This window comes from Natronosalvus rutilus (assembly GCF_024204665.1).
GTDB classification, from domain to species: Archaea; Halobacteriota; Halobacteria; order Halobacteriales; family Natrialbaceae; genus Natronosalvus; species Natronosalvus rutilus.
The window spans coordinates 295988-317512 of record NZ_CP100355.1; the positions used below are offsets into that span (position 1 = coordinate 295988).

A 21525-nucleotide genomic window follows, 5' to 3' on the forward strand; every position below is an offset into this window, starting at 1 on the left:
GCCCGCCGATTTAAATCAGGAGCATAATGCGGAAAAGTGGGCCGCCGAAAGGCATCATCGCGTACCTCGTCCTCGAGTTGCTCGAGGAGAAACCCCGATACGGCTACGAAATTCTCAAGGAAATCCGTGAGATCAGCGGTGGCCACTGGGAGCCGTCCTACGGGTCGGTGTACCCGATCCTCTACAAGTTCGAGGAGAAGGGGTGGGCCGAGCGCATCGAACGCGAGGACGAACCCGACCGAAAGTACTTCGAGCTCACCGACGATGGGCAGGCCGAACTCGAGAACCGACGGGATGACAGTGCCGAGAAGGCGCGCGATTTCGCGGACGTGATCCTCGGGTTCTTCCACGTCTACGCCGCCTTCTCGACGGACGAGCGGTTCGACATTCCCGAACTCGAGGGCCAGTGGCGTTTCGACGAGACGTTCAGCGCGTGGGTCGTCGAACAGGTGGTTCGCCACCACGAGCACTACTTCGATGCGACGTTCGAGCGAATCGACGACACGCCCGAGGAGTTCTACGAACGACAGGGAATCGACGAGTCCGACTCCTGAACTTCGGGCTCTCGAGTTCGGGGCCTTCGGCAGATCAAGATCAGCATTCCCGCTCGGCGGACAGCCCCGTGATTTCGAATCGTGCACCCTCAGTCGATCCGTCGGCGAGCGCGAGCGTCCACCCGTGGGCGTCGACGATCGTTCGGACGAGCTCGAGGCCGTACCCCGTTCCGTCGGGCGAAGTCGTGTACCCTGGATCGAAAATCGCCTCGCGCTCGGTGTCAGGGATTCCGGTGCCCGTATCTTCGACGAAGATGCCACCGTCGAAGTCACCGACGGTTATTTCGACTTCCGGGCCGCCGTGTTCGATGGCGTTCCGCAGGAGGTTCTCGAACACGTGCTGGACCGTCGTCGGGTCGGCATAGATAGTCCGATCGGTCTCGACGGCGAGGGTCGCCTGTTTCGTGTCGACGGCGCTCCAGGCAGTGTCCAGCACACTTCCCAGGGAAATTTCCGCTCGCTCGCCGACTCGGTCGCCTCGCCGGGCCAATGCGAGGATGTCGGTCACGATGCTCTCCATTCGTGAGTGTGCAATCGCGACGTTCTCGAGCGCCTCGCTGTCTGCGTCTTCGCGAGCGAGTTCGAGGTAGCCCTGGGCGACCGCCAGCGGGTTCCGGAGGTCGTGGGACACGGTCGCCGCAAACGCGTCCATCTGCTCGTACTGCGTCTCGAGTTGGCGCCTGGAGTGTTGGCTTTCCGTCACGTCGCGCAAGACGACGACCCATCCGACCCGTCGATTTCCGCGCTCGAGCGGTTCGGCGAGCGGTCTGACGTATCGGACCTCACCGTCGACGTCGATCGGAATCGGCTCGTCCTCACCCGTGAGCGTTTCGAGGTCGAACGAGGGAAGCAGCGACGCGAGGGGCGACCCGAAGTCGCCCCCGAGGTGCTCGAGCAGCGTTCGTCCCCGCTCGTTCACGTGCACGATTTGACCGTCGGCGTCGAGGACGAACGTGCCGTCGGGCGAGTATTTGATGACCGTCGCGTAGGCGAGCGGGGGGAGTGAAAAGAGGCGGTAGCTGAAGATGGCGATCGCGAACGCGGTGGCGGCGATCGCCCCCGATACCGGGACCAGGTTTATCGTGTCGGATCCGAACGGCGGGACGGCAGATTTCGACAGGACCGCGAACACGAGCGGACTCGCGGCGCCGACGGTGAGCAGGCCCGCCTGCTGGTAGTACGACGGACCGACGCGCCTGGCCTCCAGGCCGATGACGACGATCGCGGCGACCGTCAACGCGAGGGTGTACAGGCTGAACACGTAGAATACAGGCCCGTCCTCGACACGAACCAGGGTCAAGTCCCCTTCCATGACGTTTACGCCAGCGATGACGGCGTCGTCGGGCCCGACGAAGAGCAGTACGACGAACAGCGTCGGAATAGCTATGACGCCGGCGACGACGTCCCATCGAAGCCACCGGTGGCGGTCGGTGCAGGCGAGGGCGAACAGGAACAGTAATGGCGAGACGAGCGCCACGCCGACGTGGAGGAGCTGGTAGAACAGCAGTTTCACGTCCGGGTCGGTATGAAGCAATTTGAGCGCCGAAAAGCCCGTCCACAGGAACGCACCGAGCGAGAGGCCGAAAAAAAGGACGACCGACGAGTCCGCTCCCCGGGTTCGCACGCGAAACAGGGTGTAAACAACGATTATAAACGTAACTATCGTTGCAAAGAGAATTGGGAGTACGACTGGCGTGTATTGCCAACTCACACGACATACAGGGAAAGCGCACCACATGAGTGTATTGGCTGATCTCGAGGCGTTCAGCGAAGACGTGGCAGGAAATAATCATCCCGTTGGTTTCTCTCGAGGTGCCCGACCGCGTCGTTCCGTTCCCCCATCACCTGTGGCTCGTGCTGGTTCTCCGAGCAAGACCTCTGTGACGACTCGAATCCAACGCCGAGATGGCACGTGAGGAGAGAGGCCACCTCCCTTCCCCCTACCCTACGGGCCGCTTCGGGTTCTCGCACGTGCTCGGCGAGTTCGACGGCGGCCAGGCGGAATACCTGCACGCACCTTACGTCGACGTCGGCTCGGTCACAATCGAATCGGACCTCGAGGGACGCTCGGCCGCCAACGGACGTCTCGAAGCGTCCACAATTGATTTCGCAGAATTCACTTATGCTGCGATCGCTTCAGGCACCGTCTTGTCGTCCGACGATTGCGCGAACGGGAGCTCGATCGTGAACTGGCTTCCGTCGGGTCCCGTCTCCGTAACTTCGACGGTGCCGTCGTAGGTACTGACCAGTTCGTCGACCAGGTACAGCCCCAGCCCGTGGGTGGTCCCTCGTCCTTTTTTGCGCTCGAAGAGTGAGTCGATCGCGTCCGCCCGAATCCCGGGTCCGTTGTCTTCGATCCGAACGCGGGCGGTGTCGTCCATCCGTTCGGCGATGACGCTTACGGTCGGAGTGTCGGCGTCGTTGTGCGTGACCGCGTTCGAGAGCACGTTTCCGAAGACGCGAGGCAACAACTCGTCGGCCTGGACGACGAGTTCGTCCGGGATGTCCGTCTGAACCTCGACGTCGCCGTATCGGTTCGTGAGTTTGGTCACTTCGTCGGTCAGGACCTGGGCGAGGTCCACCGGATACTGCTCGTGTGTCCCGGAAGCCGTCTCCAGGAGCACGCGAACGTCGTCGATGATCGTACTCATCTCGTTGGCCTCCTTGTGGATGATCGCGGCGTACTCCCTGTGCGCTGGATCCAGTTCCGAATCCGCTTTCAGGATCTGTGACGCGTATCCGTCGATGATGTTCGCAGAGTTGAGAACCTCGTGTCTGAGCACGCTGTTCAGGTAGTCGAGCATCGTCCGTTGCTCCTCGAGCTGTTCGGATCGGACCATCGCTCCCTCGGCGGCGATTGCCTGATCGATGGCCCGACCCCGAGGATGCCGAGCAGCAGTCCGACGCCGGCGCCGAAGGCGACCGCCCACCGCGTCCAGCCCACCACGATGCCCCACGATCCGGTCGGCATGACGGCCATGAATCCGACGTTGAGCAAGGTGAACGTGACGAGCCCGCCGATCCACCACCAGGCGATGCGGGGATACCGACGGGACGACACCTGAGCCTGTTCCAGCCAGTACCCGCCATAGATGATTCCGGTTGCGGCGATAACGGTCGAGGCCGCGCCCATCGCAAAGGCGCCGTTGACGAGGACGTTCGCACCGAGAACCCGGTGCGTCAGCACCTCCCCGGCCTGAACGGCGAGTAACAGGACGCCAAACCATCGTAACAGCCAGGGGAGTTTCTCGTGCATACCCGTATCTGTCTCTGAACTGACGGCGACGATATTAAGGGATGTGGCCAACCTGCCAGTGTTCAGAACTGTTGTCGATAGCGCGATAGAGCGCATGCGTCCGTTTCGTACCGTTCTCGGGCACATACGTTTGAGTAGTGTTACCAACCACGCAAATACATCGTTGCACTATCGAGATGACTCGAGAGCAGACTCGCTTGGACGGTGCTCGTTCGCTGTGCTCACTCGCGGCTCAGTCGTGTCGAAACGACCGCTGCCCCGTGAACACCATGCTCATGCCGAGTTCGTTCGCCGCCTCGATCACGTCCTCGTCGTTGACCGAACCGCCGGGCTGGATTACCGCCTCGATTCCCGCCTTTGCCGCCTCCTCGAGCCCATCCGGGAACGGGAAGAATGCGTCCGAAGCCATCACTGCACCCTTGGCGGACTTGCCCTCGGCGTGTTCCTCGGCCTTCATCGCCGCGAGTCGAACCGCGTCGACGCGAGAGACCTGGCCCATTCCTACGCCGACCGTCTCCGTGCCCTTCGCGAAGAGGATGCCGTTCGACTTCACGTGCTTGAGCGTCTGCCAGGCGAAGACCATCGTCTCGAGTTGCTCGTCGGTCGGCTCGCGGTCGGTGACGACCTCGAGGTCCGTAGTCGAAAGGCGCTGGTCGTCGCGCTCCTGGACGAGGCGGCCGCCGACGAGGGGTTTCTCGGTGAACCGTTCGCTAGTGCCGTCCAGGTCGTCGACGTCGAGTACGCGCAGGTTCTTCTTTTCGCACAGGATCTCGAGGGCATCGTCGGCGTAGCCGGGGGCGACGACGACTTCCTTGAACGAGTCGGTGATCGCCGCGGCGGTGTCGGCGTCGCACTCCCGGTTGAGGGCGACGATGCCGCCGAAGGCGCTCATCGGGTCTGTCGAGAGCGCGCGGTCGTAGGCCTCGGCGACGGTGTCAGCGGTGGCGCAACCGGCCGGGTTCGTGTGTTTGATGACCGCGGCTGCCGGCTCGTCGAACTCCGTGATCAGGTTCAGGGCGCCGTCGGCGTCGTTGTAGTTGTTGTAACTGAGTGCCTTCGCTCCCTCGTTCAGCTGCTCGGCGTGGACGACGGAGGCCTCCTCGCAGGTGTAGTCGGCGTAGACGGCCGCGTTCTGGTGGGGGTTCTCGCCGTATCGCAGGGTGTCGAGTCGGTCGCTCGAGGAGAGTCGTCGAGCCGGGAGCCCGCCATCTTCGTCGGCAGCGTCGACGTCGACGGTGACCTCTCTATCGTCCAAATTCACGTCCACCGCTCCCTCGGCGAACCACTTGACCACCCGCGGGTACGCGCGGAACTCGCTCTCGTAGAGCACGCGGTCTTTGAGCATCTCGCGGGTGTCATCCTCGTAGACTGGCACCGGTTCCTGGGTGATGATCGGACCCATGTCGACCTCGCTCTCGATGACCTCGCCGTCCTCGTTCGTGGCGTCGGTGACGACGTGAACCGTACAGCCCGTGACAGCGACGCCGGCATCGAGAGCGTCGCCCCAAGCGTCCATGCCGGGAAACGCCGGGAGCAGAGACGGGTGAACGTTGAGCGTCGTCGGCTGGGCCTCAAGGAACGTATCCGAGAGGATGCGCATATAGCCGTCGAGACAGACCAGGTCGTAGTCATAGTCCTCGAGCGCGGCGTTGACGGCCTCTTCGTGGTCTCGTCGGCTCATCCCGTCCTCGAGCGGGACGACCTCCGTCGGTATGCCGCGTTCGGCGGCGGCCTCGAGCACTGGCGCGTCGGCGTCGTTCGTCAGAACGACAGCGAGTTCGGTGCCGCCCGGCGCGCGATCAGCGACGTTCAGTAGGTTCCGCCCGCGGTTCCCGGCGAGTCCGGCGAGTCGTGTCATACGTGATGGGGCGCCCGCGAACGGCAAAGTGATTGCGGTCTCGAGACGAGAAGTATGCACAAACGTGCCGTAAAGTCATCCGGAAAGCGCGTGGTGACCCATACGATATGCACGGCCGTGGGACTCGTTCCGACACGCTTTTGCACGCCGCTCGTGGAGCCACGCACATGACCGACACTCACGCACTCTACGCCGTCTCGCCGCTCGACGGCCGCTATGGCTCCCGGACGAGACCCCTGGCGCCGTACGCGAGCGAGGCCGCGCTCATGCGCGCCCGCGTCCGCGTCGAAGTCGAGTACCTGCTCGCACTGGCCGACCTCGAGGCGACGCCACTCGAACTCACGTCCGACGAGCGAGACCACCTTCGCGGACTCTACGAGACCTTCGACGAGGAGGACGCCAAGTTGATAAAGACGCTCGAGACCGACGGCTACGCCGGATTCGACGCGACCAACCACGACGTGAAGGCCATCGAGTACTTCGTCCGCCACCACCTGCCAGACGACAGCGAGGCGTCGCCGTGGATTCATTTCGGACTGACCAGCGAGGACGTGAATAACCTCGCCCACCGGCTGCTGGTCCGAGGGGCCGTCGAGGACGTCCTCTTGCCCGCGCTGTACGATCTCCGCGATACGTTGACCGAGATGGCCCAGGAGCACCGCGACTTGCCGATGCTCGCGCGGACGCACGGCCAACCCGCGACGCCGACGACGTTCGGGAAGGAACTCGCGGTGTACGCGGCTCGGCTAGGTCGGCAGACGGCCCGTGTGAGCACGGCAACCGACGCGCTCTCCGGAAAGCTCGGCGGGGCCTCCGGCACCTACGCGGCCCACGTCGCCGCCTACCCCGACGTCGACTGGCGGGGCTTCGCCCGCGAGTTCGTCGCCGGACTGGGCCTCGAGTTCACGCCACTCTCCACGCAGGTGAACCCGTGCGACGACCTCGCCGTCGTCTTCGACGCGTTCCGCGGCGTCAACAACGTCCTGCTCGACCTCGACCTCGACGTCTGGCTGTACGTCTCCGACCGCTACCTCGGTCAGGAGGCCGTCGAGGGCGAAACTGGCTCGTCGACGATGCCGCACAAGGTCAACCCCATCGACTTCGAGAACAGCGAGGGGAACCTCTCGAAGGCAAACGCCGACCTCACGTTCCTCGCCGACTACGTCACCACCTCCCGGCTCCAGCGGGACCTCTCGGACTCGACGGTCAAGCGCAACGTGGGGGCGGCGTTTGCTCACTGCCTGATCGGGTACGGCAAGACGCAGGCCGGCCTCGAGAAGGTCGTCCCCAACGAAGCGGTCATGCGCGAAGCCCTCCGAGAGACCCCCGCGATCATCGGCGAGGCCGTCCAGACGATTCTCCGGCGCGAAGGCCGGGACGACGCCTACGAGCAGGTGAAGGCGCTCACCCGCGGTCGAGAGGTCACCCTCGAGGACTTCCACGACCTGTTCGTCGACCTCGAGGTGAGCGAGGACGTTCGCGAAGAGCTCCTGGCCCTGCGCCCGGAGACGTACGTCGGCGTCGCGAACGAACTGGTCGACGACCTCGAGGAGTAACGCAGGCTTCCCGGCGTCAGGGTCGCTCGAGTCGCTCGCGCTCGAACTGCCCACCCTCGCCACTCGCGTCTCGCCACCGCCAGGACCTGACGACCGCATTGTCGTCACCACCACTGCCCTCGAGACTGACGATCACGTACGACCGATCGGGCCAGGCGGCTGCCTCGGCGTCGGTCGCGCTGGGTCCCGGCGGTCCGCGCGGGTGAGAGTGGTAGAAGCCAACGATCTCCTCGTCGCGGGACTCGAGTCGTTCGAAGATTGAGAGCTGTTCTTCGGGGTCGATTCGATAGCGGGTTCGCGGCTCGTCGGCGACGTTCCGGGCCGGGTAGTGCGACCGAACGCGACTCGCGCCGGGGGCGAACTCGCCGCCGAGAATGCCGCAGCACTCCCGGGGAGCGCTAGCTCGAGCGGCCTCGAGGATCGCCCGTTCGATCGGGTCGGGGAGGACGAGCGTTGGCGCCATGAGCGAATCATCGCCCGACCCTCCGCGACCGGTTTCGCCGTCGCCGTCTCTATCGCCGTTTCCGTCACCTCCGGCGCTCACGCGTCGACCTCGAGCTCTCGATCCAGAACCTCGAGCGGGACGGCGACGGATTCGTCCGGCGGATCCGGAAATCGGTCGGGCTTGACGATGGGTCCGAGGGCCTCGAGCGTATCCACCAGCCGCGGGCCGGGCCGGTTGAGGTACTGGTTCCCGTCGAGCGCCCAGACGCGCCCCTCGCGGACGGCGGTCAGCTCGTCCCACCCCTCTCTGTCCGTGAGGTCCGCGAGGTTGGCCGCCGTCTGCTCGAGGTCGAAGCCGCAGGGGGCGACGATGGCGATTTTGGGGTCGTACGCGCGTATCTCGTCCCACTCTCGCGGGCGCGAGCGCTCGCCCTCATCGGCGAGCCCGTACCGACCGCCGGCCCACTCGACGAGTTCGGCCGTCCAGTGGCCGGCGACCATGACGGGGTCGGTCCAGTCGAAGATGGCGACGCGCGGACGTTCGTCTGGCGTGAGGTCGGCCGTTCGAGTCCGGACGGCGTCGATGCGCTCCTCGAGAGCGGCGACCGCGTCTCGAGCGCGTTTCGGGACGCCCGCCGCCTCGCCCACGCGTTCGACATCCGCGAGCACGTCCGCGACCGAGTGTGGATCCGTCGTCACCACCTCGGGGTCGGCCGCGATCTCCTCAAGGGCGCGTTCGACGACGACTTCGTCGACCGCACACACGTCGCACATCCCCTGGGTGACGACGAGGTCGGGATCGAGCGAGTCGAGCGTGTCGACAGCCACGTCGTAGACGCCGTCGCCCGCGGCGGCCTCGAGCACCTGTTCGTCGATCGCGCCGCTCGAGGCGTCGGCGTCGATCCGCGAGGTCGTCACCGATGGAAGGTCGCGAACGGCGGGCGGAAAGTTGCACTCGTGGGAGACGCCGACGGGCTCGAGACCCAGGGCACAGACGATCTCGGTCGCCGACGGAAGGGTGGTGACGATGCGCATAACGAACGGTTGTGTGCGGCGGGCCAAAAGCCCACCTGCCTCTGGCGTTCGTTCGGTCGACCATCGATTGCAGGAACCGCCTGCCTGGTCCGGCTACAGGGACCGCCTGTCGTCAATCGGACGACCGTTTCGGCTGCGACAACAGTTCGTAGTAGGCTACCGCGAGCACGGCCCGCCCGTCACGAATCGTCCCCTCTCGCATGGACTCGAGAAACGCCTCGTAGTCCGTCGGCGACGCGCGAATGCTCTCGTCGTGATCCAGTTGTTGCTCGCTCGCCAGCTCACAGCCCCGAGCGACGAAGAAGTGCATCACTGAGTCGGCGAGGCCATTCGCAGGCTCGACGGTGACCAGCGCCTCGAGCGTCTCGGCCCGGTAGCCGGTTTCCTCGGCGAGTTCGCGGTGGGCCGCGGCCTCGAGGTCGTCGTCGTCGGGTTCGGTGGTCCCGACGGGCAGCCCGCGGCTGACCCGGGAGACGGCCTGGCGCCACTCCTCGATGCAGACGACCTCGCCGTCGTCGGTCAGGGGAAGGATGCAGACGCTCGCGGGTTCGGAGAGGTAATCGAAATCGGTTTCGCTGCCGTCGGGGAGCCGTACGGTCTGAGTAACGACGTCGAAGCCCGGACAGGAGTAGGCTACGTCGGATTCGACGGTCTCCCAGGAGAGGGGATCTGCCGGCATACCCGCCAGTATGGGCGTCTTGGGCAAAAACGTCCGGTTCCATCCCGGCTCGAGTCGAAGTCAGTCGAACGGGTCGTCTCGCCCTCGCCGCTACGCCGTCGCTACGCCGTTGCTACGCTGTCCGTTCCACCGACGTACCCGCTCTATAACAAAGCCACAGATCGGTGAAGGTTCGTTTTCAGAGGGTGATCCATGGATCAACTAACAGGCTTCCAACGCGACTTGTTGTACGTCATCGCCGGAATGGACCGTCCGTCGGGACAGCAGATTCTCGACGACATCAACGAGTACATCGATCAGCCGGTGACGCACGGCCGGCTCTATCCGAACCTCGATACGCTCGTCGAACGCGAACTGGTCGAGAAGGGACAGCTCGACCGGCGGACGAACTACTACGCGCTCACCCCCAAGGGACGGCGCGTCCTCGAGCGGCGCCAGAAGTGGGTACAGCGATACGTCGACGTCTAGGCGTCGGCGCCGGACGGTGGACACGGCCGACGGGCAGGGATGCGCGACGTGCGCCTCCCTGACCGAGTGGCGTCACGTCGGCTGGCTTCTTCTCTCGATAGTGTGGGTTCAGGTGTCAGATTCGCTGGTACTGTTGGTTCCGTCGGTACTGTTGGTCCCGTTGGGTTCGTCTCCGTTGGTACTACTTCCGTCGGGTTCGTCCATCCCGGCTTCGTCGGCATCGTCACCTCCGTCGGAATCGTCGTCGTCACCCGGCGCGCGCTCACCCGGTTCCGGTTCCGGTTCTGCGTCCGGCTCCTCGAGCGCCGCCGGCCCGTCCTCGGTCAACTGCACCGCGAACGCGCGATCGGGTCGGTCGGTATCGGTACTGGGCTCGAGGAATCCCTCCGCGAACGCCGTGTAGGCGGTGTTCGCCTCGAGTCCGACGGTGACGGTGGCGACGGCGTCCTGACCTTGGTCAGTGCGATCATCGCCATCGGCGGCTGACGTATCCTCGTCGGTTGACGGCTCCTCGTCAGTTGACGGCTCCTCATCGTTTGTCGTCTCCGACTCGTCCGAGGGCTCCGATTCGTCCCCCGTCGGTTCGCCCCCGGCCACAGACGCGTCGCTCGCCCCGTTACCGGCCGCTGCGGGCACCACCTCGAGAGAGTACGATCCCGCCGGGAGGGCGACGTAGTTCGTCCCCCGGCCGAAGGCCACGCCGCCGAACACCGCCTGTCCGCTCTCGGCGTCGCGGACGTCGACCGCCGGTGCGTCGGGGGCGGCGTGAACGAGCCGAAGCAGCGCCGATCCGGCGTCGGATAGCAACTCGACCCGGACCGTCTCCTCCGGCGCGTCCAGGACGGCGATCGTGTAGAACGCCGGCTCGAGCGCGATGGACTCGTCGTAGAGGACGGTCTCCTCGTCGCCGGTCGCCGTGATCGTGACGTCGTGAGTGCCGGGTTCGACGACGAAGTACGGCGTCGTCCGCTCGGAAGCGATCCCCGAAACGATCGACTCTCCGTCGACGGCGACGTCGACGGCCGGTGCGCCGGGCGCGAGGTGGGCGACGCGAACGCCCGTCGTCGGTGAGTCCGAATCGTCTTCGTGCTCGTTCACCGCAAAGACATGCTCACCCTCGGAACCCGCGACCTGGCTCGAGTGGCCCGCGCGATCGAGCGACTCGAGTGTCGTGCGTCGTGTACTGGTCATGCGGTCGCAATCGTGCGTGCCGACCGGATAAAGCGTCCAGTCGGTTGTGGCGCCCGTGATCCGGTTTACTCGCGCGCGGCGCGTGTAGGGTGACGATACCGCACGGAAAGCGCTCCGTACAGCGACGGGGACGATGGAAGGATAGAGCGTTGGGCGCCGGACTCGACCGCCGTCGACCGTGCCCCTCACCTTCGATCAGCGTCGAATACTGTCGGTCGAATTGATACACCATTCAGAATGTGCCGTCGCGTTTTCCACTGACCGCAACATCAATCATTTTACTAATGGTTGTATTTCTTACAGTCAGGAAATTCGAAGCTAAATGTTTTGGAATGGTCGTTATCCCTTTCGTAGCAGTACCCGATAGGTACCCATGACGACAATCGCTGACTTCGAGATCGACGCGTCGACGGTCGCCCTCGGCGAGACCTTCGACACCCTGCCGGAGTTGACCTGTTCGGTCGAGCAGGTCATCGCGGCCGCGGATCGCGGCCTCTGGTTCGAGGGCGCCGACCGCTCGGAACTCGAGGCAGCCCTCGAGGACGACCCGACGGTCGACGACATAGCGTTGATCGCGGCCGACAAGGCCGACGGACAACTCCTCTACGACGTGACCATGGGCGACGACGCGATCGACGTGTTCGAACTCATCCTCGAGGAGCGCGGCACGGTCCTGTCGGCGTCCGCGAGCGAGGGACGCTGGCACCTCCGCGTCCGGTTCATCGACCACGACGACGCGAGTCGACTCTACGATCGACTCGAGGACAGCGAAGCGAGTTCGACGCTCAAGCGACTGACCGAGCTCCGGGAGGCCCCGTCGACGACGGACCGCCTCACCGAGAAACAGTACGAAACGCTGCTCACGGCGTTCGAGCAGGGCTACTTCACCATCCCGCGCGAGACGTCGATGGAGGAACTCGCCGACGAACTCGGCATCTCCCACCAGGCACTCTCCGAGCGCTTCCGTCGCGCCTACCGGGAACTCGTCCTGACCGCGCTCAACGGGACCCATCCCACGCATCCGGAAGACGACGCCTCGAAGCCCGAACCGAACCAACCGGCGTGACGAGACCGGTGGCAGCGACTCGTCTTGAGGGACCGCCCGGGCGACCATCGTCGTACTTGCCGTCGCTGTGACTGTCGTCGCAGCCGGAACTGTTATCGAAGCCATGACTGTCGTCGCCGCCGCAACGATATCACCCCTGATATAAGCTCGTTTCGTCGTCAAAACGGCTCTTCTTCCGATGGCGTCGTCTGTGTAGTGCTGATGATACGGACAGGAACCGAGGACGCGAACGTGAAGTCCGACGCGAGCGATCGAGGGGGTCTGGAAGCGGAGTCGGCGACGACAGGAGCCGTCGAGACGTCGGAGTCCGCCGTCGGTCCGGATCGTCGGAGATCGACCATAGAGGATGCGCCGCTCGCCTATACATTCGATCCGACGGAGGAAACGCCGGCACAGGCGATCATCGACGCCGTCGCCGCTGCCGATGGCTGCGACCCGCTCTCGCTCCCGCCGCTCTTCGACGCGATCGATCCCGACGCACTGAACGGACTCGTGGCCCAACCGCGGTCCGGCCCCGAACGCCGATCCTGGGCGCTCTCCTTCGAATACGGCGGCTGGCTCGTCACCGTCGATGCGGATCGCCGGATCGTCCTCGAGCCGTAGAGGGGGCTAAAGACCCGCAGATCCAGAGGGTCTAAAGATCGGCGGGTCCAGAGGGGGTACCTCCGTAGTAGACGCTGGACGATCGGGATCGCCTTCCGCCACCGAACGGAACGGCTGACTCGAGACGAGTATCGCGTGATTCTCCCGTTGGGCGGGCAAGCCCTCCTTTTTTCCCGCACAGAATCGAACGGTTATCGAAATATGTCCGACGTTCCGGACCCATCGGAGATCTTTCATCGGGCGGCCGAGGAAGGGAGGCGACGTCTCGAGCAGCCGTTGCTCGAACTCGCCGCGACGGGGTTCATCGCCGGATTCACGATCGTCTTCGGTATCGTAGCGCTCGGCATCGTACACGCGACGGTCGAGCCACAATTTGGCGAGGTGGCGAGAGTCGCAGGCGCACTCGCGTTCGGCGTGGGCGTCGTGATGCTGGTCGTCGGTCGCGCGGAACTGTTCAGCGAGAACTTCTTCGACCCGATCGCGGCGGCCGTCGAACGATCAAATTCGTGGCTCATCGGTCCGCTGCTTCGCCTGTGGTCGCTCACCCTCGTGTTCAATCTCGTCGGTGGCACGCTCTTCGTCCTCGTCATGTCAGTCGACGTCGCGCTTCCCCCCGGGTCGGGAGCGGCGATGAGTACGACCGCCGAAGAACTCGCTCACCGGGAGAGCGCGGGAATGTTCGCAGACGCCATAGCGGGCGGCGTTCTCGTGGCGTTGCTTTCTCACCTCCTCGTGTCCGTCGATAGCGACGGAGGCCGCATCGCCGTCGCCTACATCGTCGGGGTCCTGCTGGCCCTCGGACCGTTCGATCACGTCGTCGTCACCGTCCTGCACGTGCTCTTCGGAATGCGGTTCGGGGCGGACATCGGCGCTGGCACCCTGGCCGTGATAACGATCGTTTCGACGGCCGGGAACCTCGTTGGGGGACTTGGGCTGGTCACGCTCAGTCACGTCGCCCAGGCCATCGGTGCCCGCGAGTCCGACACGTGACTCCGGCGCAAGGTGCCAGGGACGCTGCACTTCTCGTATCGATGCTCGAGTAGAGGCGGTTCGACAGCACGTTCACGGGCACAATCAGGTGGTCGGTTTAGGGAGGTTGAGCACGTATATTGCCCATGAACGTGCTCGCGGCTATCGTCGAGAGCGAGCGAGCGAACGCTGCGCTCGCCTGGTCGATCGTCGCCGCGATCGTCGTCACGGCAATCGTGAGCGCTCGAGCGGGAGCGTTCGTCTGGGCGGCACTCGGGGCGACGGCCGTTTCGCTCGCGCTCGTTCCGACCCTGCGTCGATGGGACCCGTTCGTGATGCTTCCGTGGGAAGTGCTGGCGCTCGCGGCAGTACCGCTGGTGGTGCGTCTGGTCGCGTCGATTCCTATCGCGGGATTTCTCACGGTCGCCACCATTGCGCTGCTCATCGCCGTGGAACTCGATACGTACACCTCGGTCGAAATGACGTCGCGGTTCGCCGTCTCGTTCGTCGTCCTCGCGACGATGGCCGTCGCCGGGTGCTGGGTTATTCTCCAATGGACCAGCGACGCACTGCTCGGTACGTCCCACCTTACGGGGGTGGTCCCCCTCATGTGGGACATCGTCTACGCGACCGCCTTCGGGGGACTCGCAGGCGCGCTCTTCGTCCTCTACTTCTTCCAGCGCGACGACGCAGACGGTGATCTGACGCAGGAACGAGCGGACCACGACGAGGGACGGGATCACCGCTCCTCGAGCGAGTCGGACACGAGCGACAGCGATACCGTCCTCGGACTCTCCGAACGACGGTGCTGGCGGGGAGTGAGGCTGCTCCAGGGCGCGCTCGCGCTTCTGGTCGGTTACGCGGTCGTCACCGTCGATCCGGCGCTGTTCGTCAACGCCGCGCTCCCGCTCGCGCTCACCTTCGCCCCGACCCTCGTCCGCCGAACGTCCGGCCACGAGATGGGAGCGGGGCTCGCGCTCTGGATCGCCGCTGCCGCGTTCCTCCACACGGTCGGCGCGATCAGGCTGTACACGACGTTCGGGTGGTTCGACCAGCTCACACACACCCTCTCGGCGACGCTCGTCGCCGGTCTGGGGTACGCGGTCGTCGACGCCCTCGAGCGCACGGAAAGCGGCGTGGACTTCCCCACCGAGTTTCGGTTCGTGTTTCTCGTGATCTTCGTCCTCGCCTTCGGCGTTGCCTGGGAGATCCTCGAGTTCGGGTCGGGTGGCCTCGCCAGCCTCGTCGGCGGCGAAGCCGTCCTGGCCCAGTACGGGACGAGCGACATCGCGCTCGACCTCCTGTTCAACGCCGTCGGTGCCGTCCTCGTCGGTCTCTGGGGGACCGGGTACTTCGACGGGCTTGCCCGGGTGTTCACGAATCGGTTCGACGACTCCCGCGACGTCACCTGATCCGGCGCGGGACGCGAGGGCGTCCCCGCCAGGACTACCGATGGACTCCCTCCCCCACCTCGAGTCCGGCCACTCGCTCGAGGGGTGGGCCGGCGAGCGTGAACCTGCTGGCTGGCCGTTTTTTCCCCTCCGCAGTGTCCACTCTCGTATGGCAGACGTACCCGACATCGAGACCGTCGAGACCGAGGACGACTACATCCACGTCCGCTTTCGAGACCCCGACGAGTTCGACGAGATTCGCACGCCCGACTGGGCGCAGAACCCGGCGGAGTCGCTCTCGGAGGGCGCGGAGGGCAGAACCGGAAACACGGAAGGCAACGACGACTGGGAGGTTCAAAGTGTCCTCATCAAAAAGTCGGTCGGCGAGGGGAAGGCGAGAGAGCAGGCGAAAGACATCGTCAAGAAGATCCAGTCTTGAGGATCGTTCGAGCGTTCGGGCGCCTCGCTATCCAGTTGCGGAACTCGAGAACGGTCCGCCCGCATAGCGCATCCCACTGTTCTCGCCCAGCGAAGGAAGCCGAGTCCAGCGACCTCAGGCGACGTTTCGTTCGGCGAGCGTCTCACCACGGTCGAACCGACCGCTGTCGAGCGCCGACACGTCGACGAGGGTCGCCTCGCCGTCGAGCATGATCTCCGCGACGATCTGCCCCGTTGCCGGGGCGTGCTGGAATCCGTGTCCCGAGAAGCCAGCAGCGGTCACGAAACCGGAAATCGTTTCCTCGAGGATCGGGTGGTGATCCGGCGTCACCGCGTACAGTCCCGCCCAGCCCCGTCTGATGCGGGTTTCCGGGCCGAAGTACTCGGCGTAGTCGGCCGCGTACTCGACGGCGCGGGCCGCCCACTCGAGGTCCATCCCCTGGTCGAAGTGACCGGGGTCCATCTCCGGGTCGTCGTCCTCGGCAAAGTGGCCCCCGACGAGGGCGACTCCCTCGCGTTCGGGGCGAAAGTACGACCCCGTCTCGAGGTCGATGGTCAACGGGATCGATTCCGGCATCGGCGGCGTCGGATCGACGACCGCGACCTGTCGCCGTCGCGGCGAAATGGGTAACTCGACGTCAGCCAGTTCGGCGAGCGCGCCTGCCCACGCCCCGGCGGCGTTGACCACGTAGTCTGTCTCGTGACGTTCGTGGCCGTCGGGTCCCTGCACGTCGACGCCCACAACGCGGCCGTCCTCCAGGCGAACGTCCGTGACGGCCGTCCCCGTTCGTATCTCGACGCCTAGTTCCCGGGCCGCCGCCGCGTACCCCTGTACGGCGAGGTTCGGATCCGCCACGCCGTCGTCGGGATTGAACGTCGCGCCGACGAACGGCTCGGGGTCCAGGCCGGGACAGTGGTCGGTCGCCTCCGTCGGCGACAGGTACTCGCTTTCGGCCCCGAGACGCCGTTGCATGCGAACGTTTTCGCGGAACCCGTCGGCGGTGGACTCGGTGCGGGCGAGAAACAGGTAGCCGTTCTTTCGAAGCCCGATGTCGACGCCGAAGGTCTCCTCGAACGCGTTCCAGACGCGTTTGCTGGCGAGCGAGAGTTCGACGTTGACCGCCGTCGAGAACTGCGACCGGATCCCGCCGGCCGCACGGGCGGTACTCCCGGCGCCGAGCGATCCGCGCTCGTAGAGCGTCACGGACGCGCCACGCTCGGCCAGATAGTGTGCCGACGAGAGTCCGACGATGCCCCCACCGACGACGACTACGTTCATGACACTCCATCGGCCCCGGGGAGCATAATCGTTCGCCGACTCGAGGCACCCGTCAACGCGGACGGCCCGTGACGAAAAACTAAGTCCGAAGGGGGCAATGCCCGCTCATGGTACTCGTACTCTCCGAGGCGGCGGTCGAGGAGACACTCGACCTCGCCGGCCTCGTCGACACGGTCGGAGACGCACTCGTCAAACAGGCCGCGGGTGACGTCGAACGACCCGACCGACCGCACTTCCCCGTCGGCTCGGGGCTTGAGGGGGACGAGCCGCTGGGAACCGGGATCGCGATGCCCGCCTACGTCCACGGCGACGACCAGTACGCGACGAAACTCGTCGGCGTCCACGAGGGGAACGCAGAATGTGGGCTGCCGACGATTCATGCACAGATCGTCCTCACGGATGCCCGGACCGGCGTTCCGGAGGCGTTCATGGGCGGGACGACCATCACGAACGCCCGAACGGGCTGTATCGGCGCGCTCGCGGTCCGCGAACTCGCCCCCGACGCGATCACGCTCGGCGTCATCGGCGCGGGCGCGCAGGCTCGCTGGCAGACCCGGGCCATCGAGACGATCGCCACGCTCGAGGACGCGCGCATCTACTCCCCGAGTTCGTCCCGGGACGCCTGTGCCGCCGACCTGACCGGCGAAGGGATTCCAGCTCGAGCGGTCGACACCCCGGCGGCCGCTGTCGACGGGGCCGACGTGGTCGTGACCGCGACGACCGCCACCGCGCCGGTGTTCCCGGCCGACGCGCTCGATCCGGGGGCGCTCGTCGTCGCCGTCGGCGCGTTCACCGCCGAAATGCAGGAAGTCGAGCCAGCCGTTCTCGAGGATGCTGGCACGGTGTTCGCCGACGTCCCGTCCGAGGTCGCCGAGACAGGTGACGTCCTCGCCACCAGCATCGGCGCCGAGGACCTCGTCGCCCTCGGCGAACTGGTCGCCGACGGCTACGAGCGTCGATCACCGGACGAGGTGGTCGTCGTCGACAGCGTCGGTTCAGCGACGCTGGACGCGGTTGCGGGGACGACCGTCTACCAGCGGGCGCTGGAGAGCGACGCCGGGACCGAGGTTTCGCTGTAGTTCGTCTCGTTTCGTCGAACCGCGGTCATTGCGTTACGCCCGACGAGCGAGAGATTAGAGTGACTGTCTCCAGGAATCGGTGCTCGAGTGACACCAGGCCGAACGACACCGTCTCAAGCAACCGACTCGAGTATCTCCGAACCGAGAAACACCGATTCGAACGACACCGTCTCGAGCGACTCGCTGCTACCCACCGAGGAACTGCCGCCGGACCTCGGGATCGTTCAACAGCACCTCGCCCTCGTCGACATACCGATTTTCACCCTGGGCGAGGACGTAGCCGCGATCACAGCGACGCAGTGCGGTCGTCGCGTTCTGTTCGACGATGAGGATCGTCACGCCGCGGTCGTTGATCGCGTCGATGTGATCGAACATCTCGTCGACCAGGTCCGGAGCGAGCCCCGCGGACGGCTCGTCGAGCAACAGCAAGGGCGGGTCGGGGATCAGCGCTCGCGCCATCGCGAGCATCTGTTGCTGACCGCCCGATAGGTTCCCCGCCCGCAGGTCGAGACGCTCCTCGAGGATCGGGAACTGCTCGAGGGCCGCCGCCAGTCGGTCGTCCGGGAGGTCGCCCAGCAGGTACGCGCCGATGCGGAGATTTTCCTCGACCGTCAGCGACGGGAAGACGTTCTCGGTCTGGGGAACGTAGCCGACGCCGCGGTCGATGATCGCCTGTGGCTCCAGTCCGGCAACGTTCTCGCCGTCGAAGCGAATCTCGCCGCTCATGTGCGTCGCCAGTCCCACGACGGCCTTCATCGCGGTGGATTTCCCCGCGCCGTTGGGGCCGACGATCGCTACGTACTCGCCGTCGTCGACGTGGAGATCCACCCCGTACAGTACCTGTAGCTCGTCGTAGCCCGCGTCCAGGTCGGTGAGTTCGAGTAAACTCATCGGCCACCCCGTCGCGGTTCGCGTTCGGGTCTCCGTTCGGAGACGTGCTCGTAGAATGTGCTCATTGTCCTGTCTTCACCCACCCAGGTATGCTTCGATGACCTCCTCGTGTTCCATAATCTCCGCCGGCGTCCCGGTTGCGAGGACCCGTCCGTCCGCCAGGACGACCAGGCGGTCGACCAGTTCGGTCAACGTCTCCAGTTCGTGCTCGATGATGAGCAGCGTGAGACCGTCCTCGTTGAGCGCCTCGATGTGCGCCACGATTTCGTTCGTCAGCGACGGATTGACGCCGGCGAACGGCTCGTCGAGCAGCAGCATCTTCGGGTCGAGCATGAGCGACCGCGCGAGTTCGAGGAGTTTGCGCTGGCCCCCGGAGAGGTTACCGGCGTACTCGTGGACCATCGTCTCGAGGTCGAACACCTCGAGGAGTTCGAGCGCCCGTTGCCGGGCCTCGGCTTCGCGCCGTTCGCTCGCTCCCGTTCGTCCGACGGCGTGCCAGGCTCGCTCGCCGGGATGGTCGGGTGCCGGGAGGAGCACGTTCTCCTCGACGGTCAACGTCTCCAGTTCGCGAGTCCGCTGGAAAGTCCGGACGAGCCCCCGTCGCGCGAGGGCGTGGGGCGGAAGCGTCGTGACGTCCTCCCCGTCGAACGTGACGGTCCCGGCGTCGCTCTCGATGACGCTCGAGAGGCAGTTGAACGTGGTCGTCTTCCCGGCGCCGTTCGGGCCGATCATGCCGACGATTTCGCCCGCCTCGACCTCGAAGGTGACGCCGTCGACGGCGACGAGGTTGCCGAACGACCGGCGAAGGTCCTCGACGCTGAGCAACGTCACGACTCCACCCCCAGCCTGTCGGCGTCTCCCCAGAGCCCCTCCGGGCGGTATCTGATGATGAGCATCAACAGGAGCCCGACGAACATCAGCCGGATCGAGGCGAACTGGTCCTGGGTAATGAACGGAATCGCGTCGTTGAAGAAACGGGTGACCAGCTGAAAGCCCATGATGATCGCGAGTCCGCCGATGACGCCGCGGTCGTTGCCCGCCCCGCCGATGAGCATCCCGACCCAGACGATGACGGTCACGTCGATGGTGAAAAAGCCCTCCGCGGCGGCGCCGTTGTAGAAGACCAGCAGCGCACCCGCCAGTCCCGCGATGGCGGCGCCGTAGACGAACACGGCGATCTTGTACCGGAACACGCGCTTGCCGAGCGTCTCCGTCACCTGATCGTCGGCGCGAATCGCGCGGAGGACCCGCCCGTACGGCGAGGACGACAGCCGACGGAAGACGCCGTAGAAGAACAACGCGAGCGCCGCGAAGACGAGAATCGTCGACACGAGCGCTGCACCACCGCCGACGTCGGTGGTCCCGGCGATCGGTCGCGGAACGCTGGTGAGGCCGACCGTTCCGCCGGTCACGTCGCGGAACGCGATGATCAACCCGTGGACGATTTCGGCGACGGCCAGCGTGACGATGGCGAGGAAGTCGTCGCGAAGCCTGAGCGTTGAGACGCCGATCAAGACGCCGAGCGCGGCCGCGGCGAGGACGGCGGCGACCACCCCGACCGGCCACGGGAATCCGAGCCCGACGGCCTGGTACGGATCGTTTGCGGTCAGGATCGCTGCGGCGTAGCCACCGACCGCGAAGAAGGCGACCGGGCCGAAGTTGACCAGTCCGGCGTGGCCAAACTGGAGGTTCAACCCGACCAGGATCATCGCGTACAGGAAGAAGAGAACGCCGACCTCGAAGAAGACGAACGAGCCGCCCGGCGGCTGGACGAAGAGCGGACTCACCAAGAACACTACCGAAAGCACCAGCAACGCGAGTCCGGCGTGGACCGCGTCGAACGGCAGGTTCTCGAGCCGGGACGTCGGGGCGCTCACGACGTCCGCACCTCCGCGTTGACGAGGCCGCCGGGACGGACGAGCAGGACGACGATGAGGACGACGAACGCCATGGTCGCGTTGAGTTCCGACAGCCCGGACGGGAGAAACGCGACGGAGACGGTGATGCCGATGCCCAGCAGGTACGATCCGACGATGGCCCCGTAGGGACTGCCCGCGCCGCCGAGGATGGCGGCGGTGATGATCAACAGGAGCTGGCCGAAGCCCACGGTGGGATTGGCCGACTGCGAGACGGCGAGCATGACGCCCGCGACGCCTGCGAGGCCGGACGCGGCGAGCCAAACTGCGTTTCTGATTCGACGGGTGTCGATCCCGGAGACGAGCGCGAGGTCCTCGTTGTCCGAGGTCGCGCGCATCGCGATCCCGAGCATCGTCCGGCTGAGAAAGACGTGGAGGACGACGACGGCGACGAGCGTCACGCCGATGATGAACAGCTGCTGACTCGTGACGAAGAAACCCCAGTCGTCGAAGCGGTACGTCGTGACGTCTCGCGGCAGGCTCCGACGATCCGCCCCCGCAATCACCCGGAACCCATTCCGCAAGACCAGACCCAGACCGATGGACATCAACAGCAGCGGAACCGCCCCCGCCTCGTTCATGGGTTCAAACGTGACGCGGGCGATGACCCAGCCGACGATTGCCGTGATCACCAGGGCGACGACGACGGCCACCGGGATCGAGAGACCGCCGAATACGACCGCGAGATAGCCGACGAACGCACCGACCGTGATGAACTCGCCGTGAGCGAAGTTAATCATGTTGACGAGGCCGTACACCAGCGTAAATCCGATCGCGCCGAGTGCGATGTACGAACCGATAACCAGACCGAAGATGATCTCCTGTGCGAGTGGAATTTCCATAGATAGTTCT

Annotated in this window: 22 protein-coding genes and 1 pseudogene; 10 read left to right on the top strand and 13 right to left on the bottom strand. The window is 65.4% G+C overall.

What is annotated here, in order from left to right; translation table 11 throughout:
* The first annotated feature begins 26 nt into the window (after window positions 1-26).
* On the top strand, window positions 27-554 hold the full coding sequence (locus tag NGM29_RS01520) for a PadR family transcriptional regulator (RefSeq protein ID WP_254158506.1): 528 nt from the start codon (window positions 27-29) through the stop codon (window positions 552-554).
* Window positions 555-594: 40 nt separating this feature from the next.
* On the opposite strand, the gene NGM29_RS01525 is transcribed toward NGM29_RS01520, so the two are convergent.
* A complete protein-coding gene (locus NGM29_RS01525) occupies window positions 595-2292 on the bottom strand; it encodes a sensor histidine kinase (protein ID WP_256548178.1) in 1698 nt (565 codons plus the stop codon).
* Between the two features lie 102 nt (window positions 2293-2394).
* Here NGM29_RS01525 and NGM29_RS01530 point away from each other — a divergent pair.
* A pseudogene (locus tag NGM29_RS01530) lies at window positions 2395-2612 on the top strand (glutathione-dependent formaldehyde dehydrogenase); the annotation flags it as partial.
* Window positions 2613-2674: 62 nt separating this feature from the next.
* On the opposite strand, the gene NGM29_RS01535 reads toward NGM29_RS01530, so the two are convergent.
* From NGM29_RS01535 to purH, 3 genes are all read right to left on the bottom strand, one after another.
* Window positions 2675-3394 carry a sensor histidine kinase gene (locus NGM29_RS01535; protein WP_254158508.1) on the bottom strand — a complete coding sequence of 240 codons (720 nt, stop codon included), beginning with the start codon at window positions 3392-3394 and terminating at the stop codon, window positions 2675-2677.
* Window positions 3343-3810, bottom strand: coding sequence for a hypothetical protein (locus NGM29_RS01540; protein ID WP_254158509.1), 468 nt, complete (start codon window positions 3808-3810; stop codon window positions 3343-3345). Before NGM29_RS01540 ends, NGM29_RS01535 begins: the two co-directional genes overlap by 52 nt.
* A 232-nt stretch (window positions 3811-4042) precedes the next feature.
* A complete protein-coding gene (gene purH, locus NGM29_RS01545; protein ID WP_254158510.1) occupies window positions 4043-5668 on the bottom strand; it encodes a bifunctional phosphoribosylaminoimidazolecarboxamide formyltransferase/IMP cyclohydrolase in 1626 nt (541 codons plus the stop codon).
* 167 nt (window positions 5669-5835) lie between these two features.
* Here purH and purB point away from each other — a divergent pair, with 167 nt between their 5' ends.
* Entirely contained in the window at window positions 5836-7224 is a 1389-nt protein-coding gene (gene purB / locus NGM29_RS01550; protein WP_254158511.1) for an adenylosuccinate lyase, read from the top strand.
* 16 nt (window positions 7225-7240) lie between these two features.
* On the opposite strand, the gene NGM29_RS01555 is transcribed toward purB, so the two are convergent.
* The 3 genes from NGM29_RS01555 to NGM29_RS01565 form a co-directional block, all read right to left on the bottom strand.
* Window positions 7241-7687 carry a desampylase gene (locus tag NGM29_RS01555; RefSeq protein ID WP_254160667.1) on the bottom strand — a complete coding sequence of 149 codons (447 nt, stop codon included), beginning with the start codon at window positions 7685-7687 and terminating at the stop codon, window positions 7241-7243.
* A gap of 77 nt (window positions 7688-7764) precedes the next feature.
* On the bottom strand, window positions 7765-8703 hold the full coding sequence (locus NGM29_RS01560; protein WP_254158512.1) for a cobalamin-binding protein: 939 nt from the start codon (window positions 8701-8703) through the stop codon (window positions 7765-7767).
* A 112-nt stretch (window positions 8704-8815) separates the two neighbouring features.
* Window positions 8816-9382, bottom strand: coding sequence for an NUDIX hydrolase (locus NGM29_RS01565; protein WP_254158513.1), 567 nt, complete (start codon window positions 9380-9382; stop codon window positions 8816-8818).
* 192 nt (window positions 9383-9574) lie between these two features.
* Between NGM29_RS01565 and NGM29_RS01570 the strand changes: the two genes are divergently transcribed.
* A complete protein-coding gene (locus NGM29_RS01570; protein WP_253430794.1) occupies window positions 9575-9850 on the top strand; it encodes a PadR family transcriptional regulator in 276 nt (91 codons plus the stop codon).
* 108 nt (window positions 9851-9958) lie between these two features.
* On the opposite strand, the gene NGM29_RS01575 is transcribed toward NGM29_RS01570, so the two are convergent.
* Window positions 9959-11041 (bottom strand): DUF4397 domain-containing protein, encoded by a 1083-nt coding sequence (locus tag NGM29_RS01575; RefSeq protein WP_254158514.1) that lies wholly within the window; start codon window positions 11039-11041, stop codon window positions 9959-9961.
* A gap of 373 nt (window positions 11042-11414) precedes the next feature.
* Here NGM29_RS01575 and NGM29_RS01580 point away from each other — a divergent pair, with 373 nt between their 5' ends.
* From NGM29_RS01580 to NGM29_RS01600, 5 genes are all read left to right on the top strand, one after another.
* Window positions 11415-12107: a helix-turn-helix domain-containing protein gene (locus NGM29_RS01580; protein ID WP_254158515.1), complete on the top strand. Its 693-nt coding sequence runs from the start codon at window positions 11415-11417 to the stop codon at window positions 12105-12107.
* Window positions 12108-12308: 201 nt separating this feature from the next.
* Window positions 12309-12710, top strand: coding sequence for a HalOD1 output domain-containing protein (locus NGM29_RS01585; protein WP_254158516.1), 402 nt, complete (start codon window positions 12309-12311; stop codon window positions 12708-12710).
* 201 nt (window positions 12711-12911) lie between these two features.
* Window positions 12912-13700, top strand: coding sequence for a formate/nitrite transporter family protein (locus NGM29_RS01590; RefSeq protein ID WP_254158517.1), 789 nt, complete (start codon window positions 12912-12914; stop codon window positions 13698-13700).
* Between the two features lie 125 nt (window positions 13701-13825).
* Window positions 13826-15091, top strand: a complete 1266-nt coding sequence (locus NGM29_RS01595; RefSeq protein WP_254158518.1) for a DUF2238 domain-containing protein — start codon at window positions 13826-13828, stop codon at window positions 15089-15091.
* A 148-nt stretch (window positions 15092-15239) separates the two neighbouring features.
* Window positions 15240-15509 carry a hypothetical protein gene (locus NGM29_RS01600; RefSeq protein WP_254158519.1) on the top strand — a complete coding sequence of 90 codons (270 nt, stop codon included), beginning with the start codon at window positions 15240-15242 and terminating at the stop codon, window positions 15507-15509.
* A 114-nt stretch (window positions 15510-15623) separates the two neighbouring features.
* Here NGM29_RS01600 and NGM29_RS01605 read toward each other — a convergent pair whose 3' ends face one another.
* Complete coding sequence (locus NGM29_RS01605) at window positions 15624-16787, bottom strand: NAD(P)/FAD-dependent oxidoreductase (RefSeq protein WP_254158520.1); 1164 nt, start codon at window positions 16785-16787, stop codon at window positions 15624-15626.
* Between the two features lie 107 nt (window positions 16788-16894).
* Between NGM29_RS01605 and NGM29_RS01610 the strand changes: the two genes are divergently transcribed.
* Window positions 16895-17866 carry an ornithine cyclodeaminase family protein gene (locus tag NGM29_RS01610; RefSeq protein ID WP_254158521.1) on the top strand — a complete coding sequence of 324 codons (972 nt, stop codon included), beginning with the start codon at window positions 16895-16897 and terminating at the stop codon, window positions 17864-17866.
* A gap of 186 nt (window positions 17867-18052) precedes the next feature.
* Here NGM29_RS01610 and NGM29_RS01615 read toward each other — a convergent pair whose 3' ends face one another.
* The 4 genes from NGM29_RS01615 to NGM29_RS01630 all read right to left on the bottom strand — a co-directional run bounded on the left by NGM29_RS01615 (window position 18053) and on the right by NGM29_RS01630 (window position 21515).
* Window positions 18053-18757 carry an ABC transporter ATP-binding protein gene (locus tag NGM29_RS01615; protein WP_254158522.1) on the bottom strand — a complete coding sequence of 235 codons (705 nt, stop codon included), beginning with the start codon at window positions 18755-18757 and terminating at the stop codon, window positions 18053-18055.
* Between the two features lie 75 nt (window positions 18758-18832).
* On the bottom strand, window positions 18833-19588 hold the full coding sequence (locus tag NGM29_RS01620; protein ID WP_254158523.1) for an ABC transporter ATP-binding protein: 756 nt from the start codon (window positions 19586-19588) through the stop codon (window positions 18833-18835).
* The gene (locus NGM29_RS01625; RefSeq protein WP_254158524.1) at window positions 19585-20634 is read right to left on the bottom strand and encodes a branched-chain amino acid ABC transporter permease; all 1050 of its coding nucleotides are present in this window, start codon (window positions 20632-20634) and stop codon (window positions 19585-19587) included. The genes NGM29_RS01620 and NGM29_RS01625 overlap by 4 nt, the downstream gene beginning before the upstream one ends.
* Window positions 20631-21515, bottom strand: a complete 885-nt coding sequence (locus NGM29_RS01630; protein WP_254158525.1) for a branched-chain amino acid ABC transporter permease — start codon at window positions 21513-21515, stop codon at window positions 20631-20633. Before NGM29_RS01630 ends, NGM29_RS01625 begins: the two co-directional genes overlap by 4 nt.
* Window positions 21516-21525 lie beyond the last annotated feature (10 nt).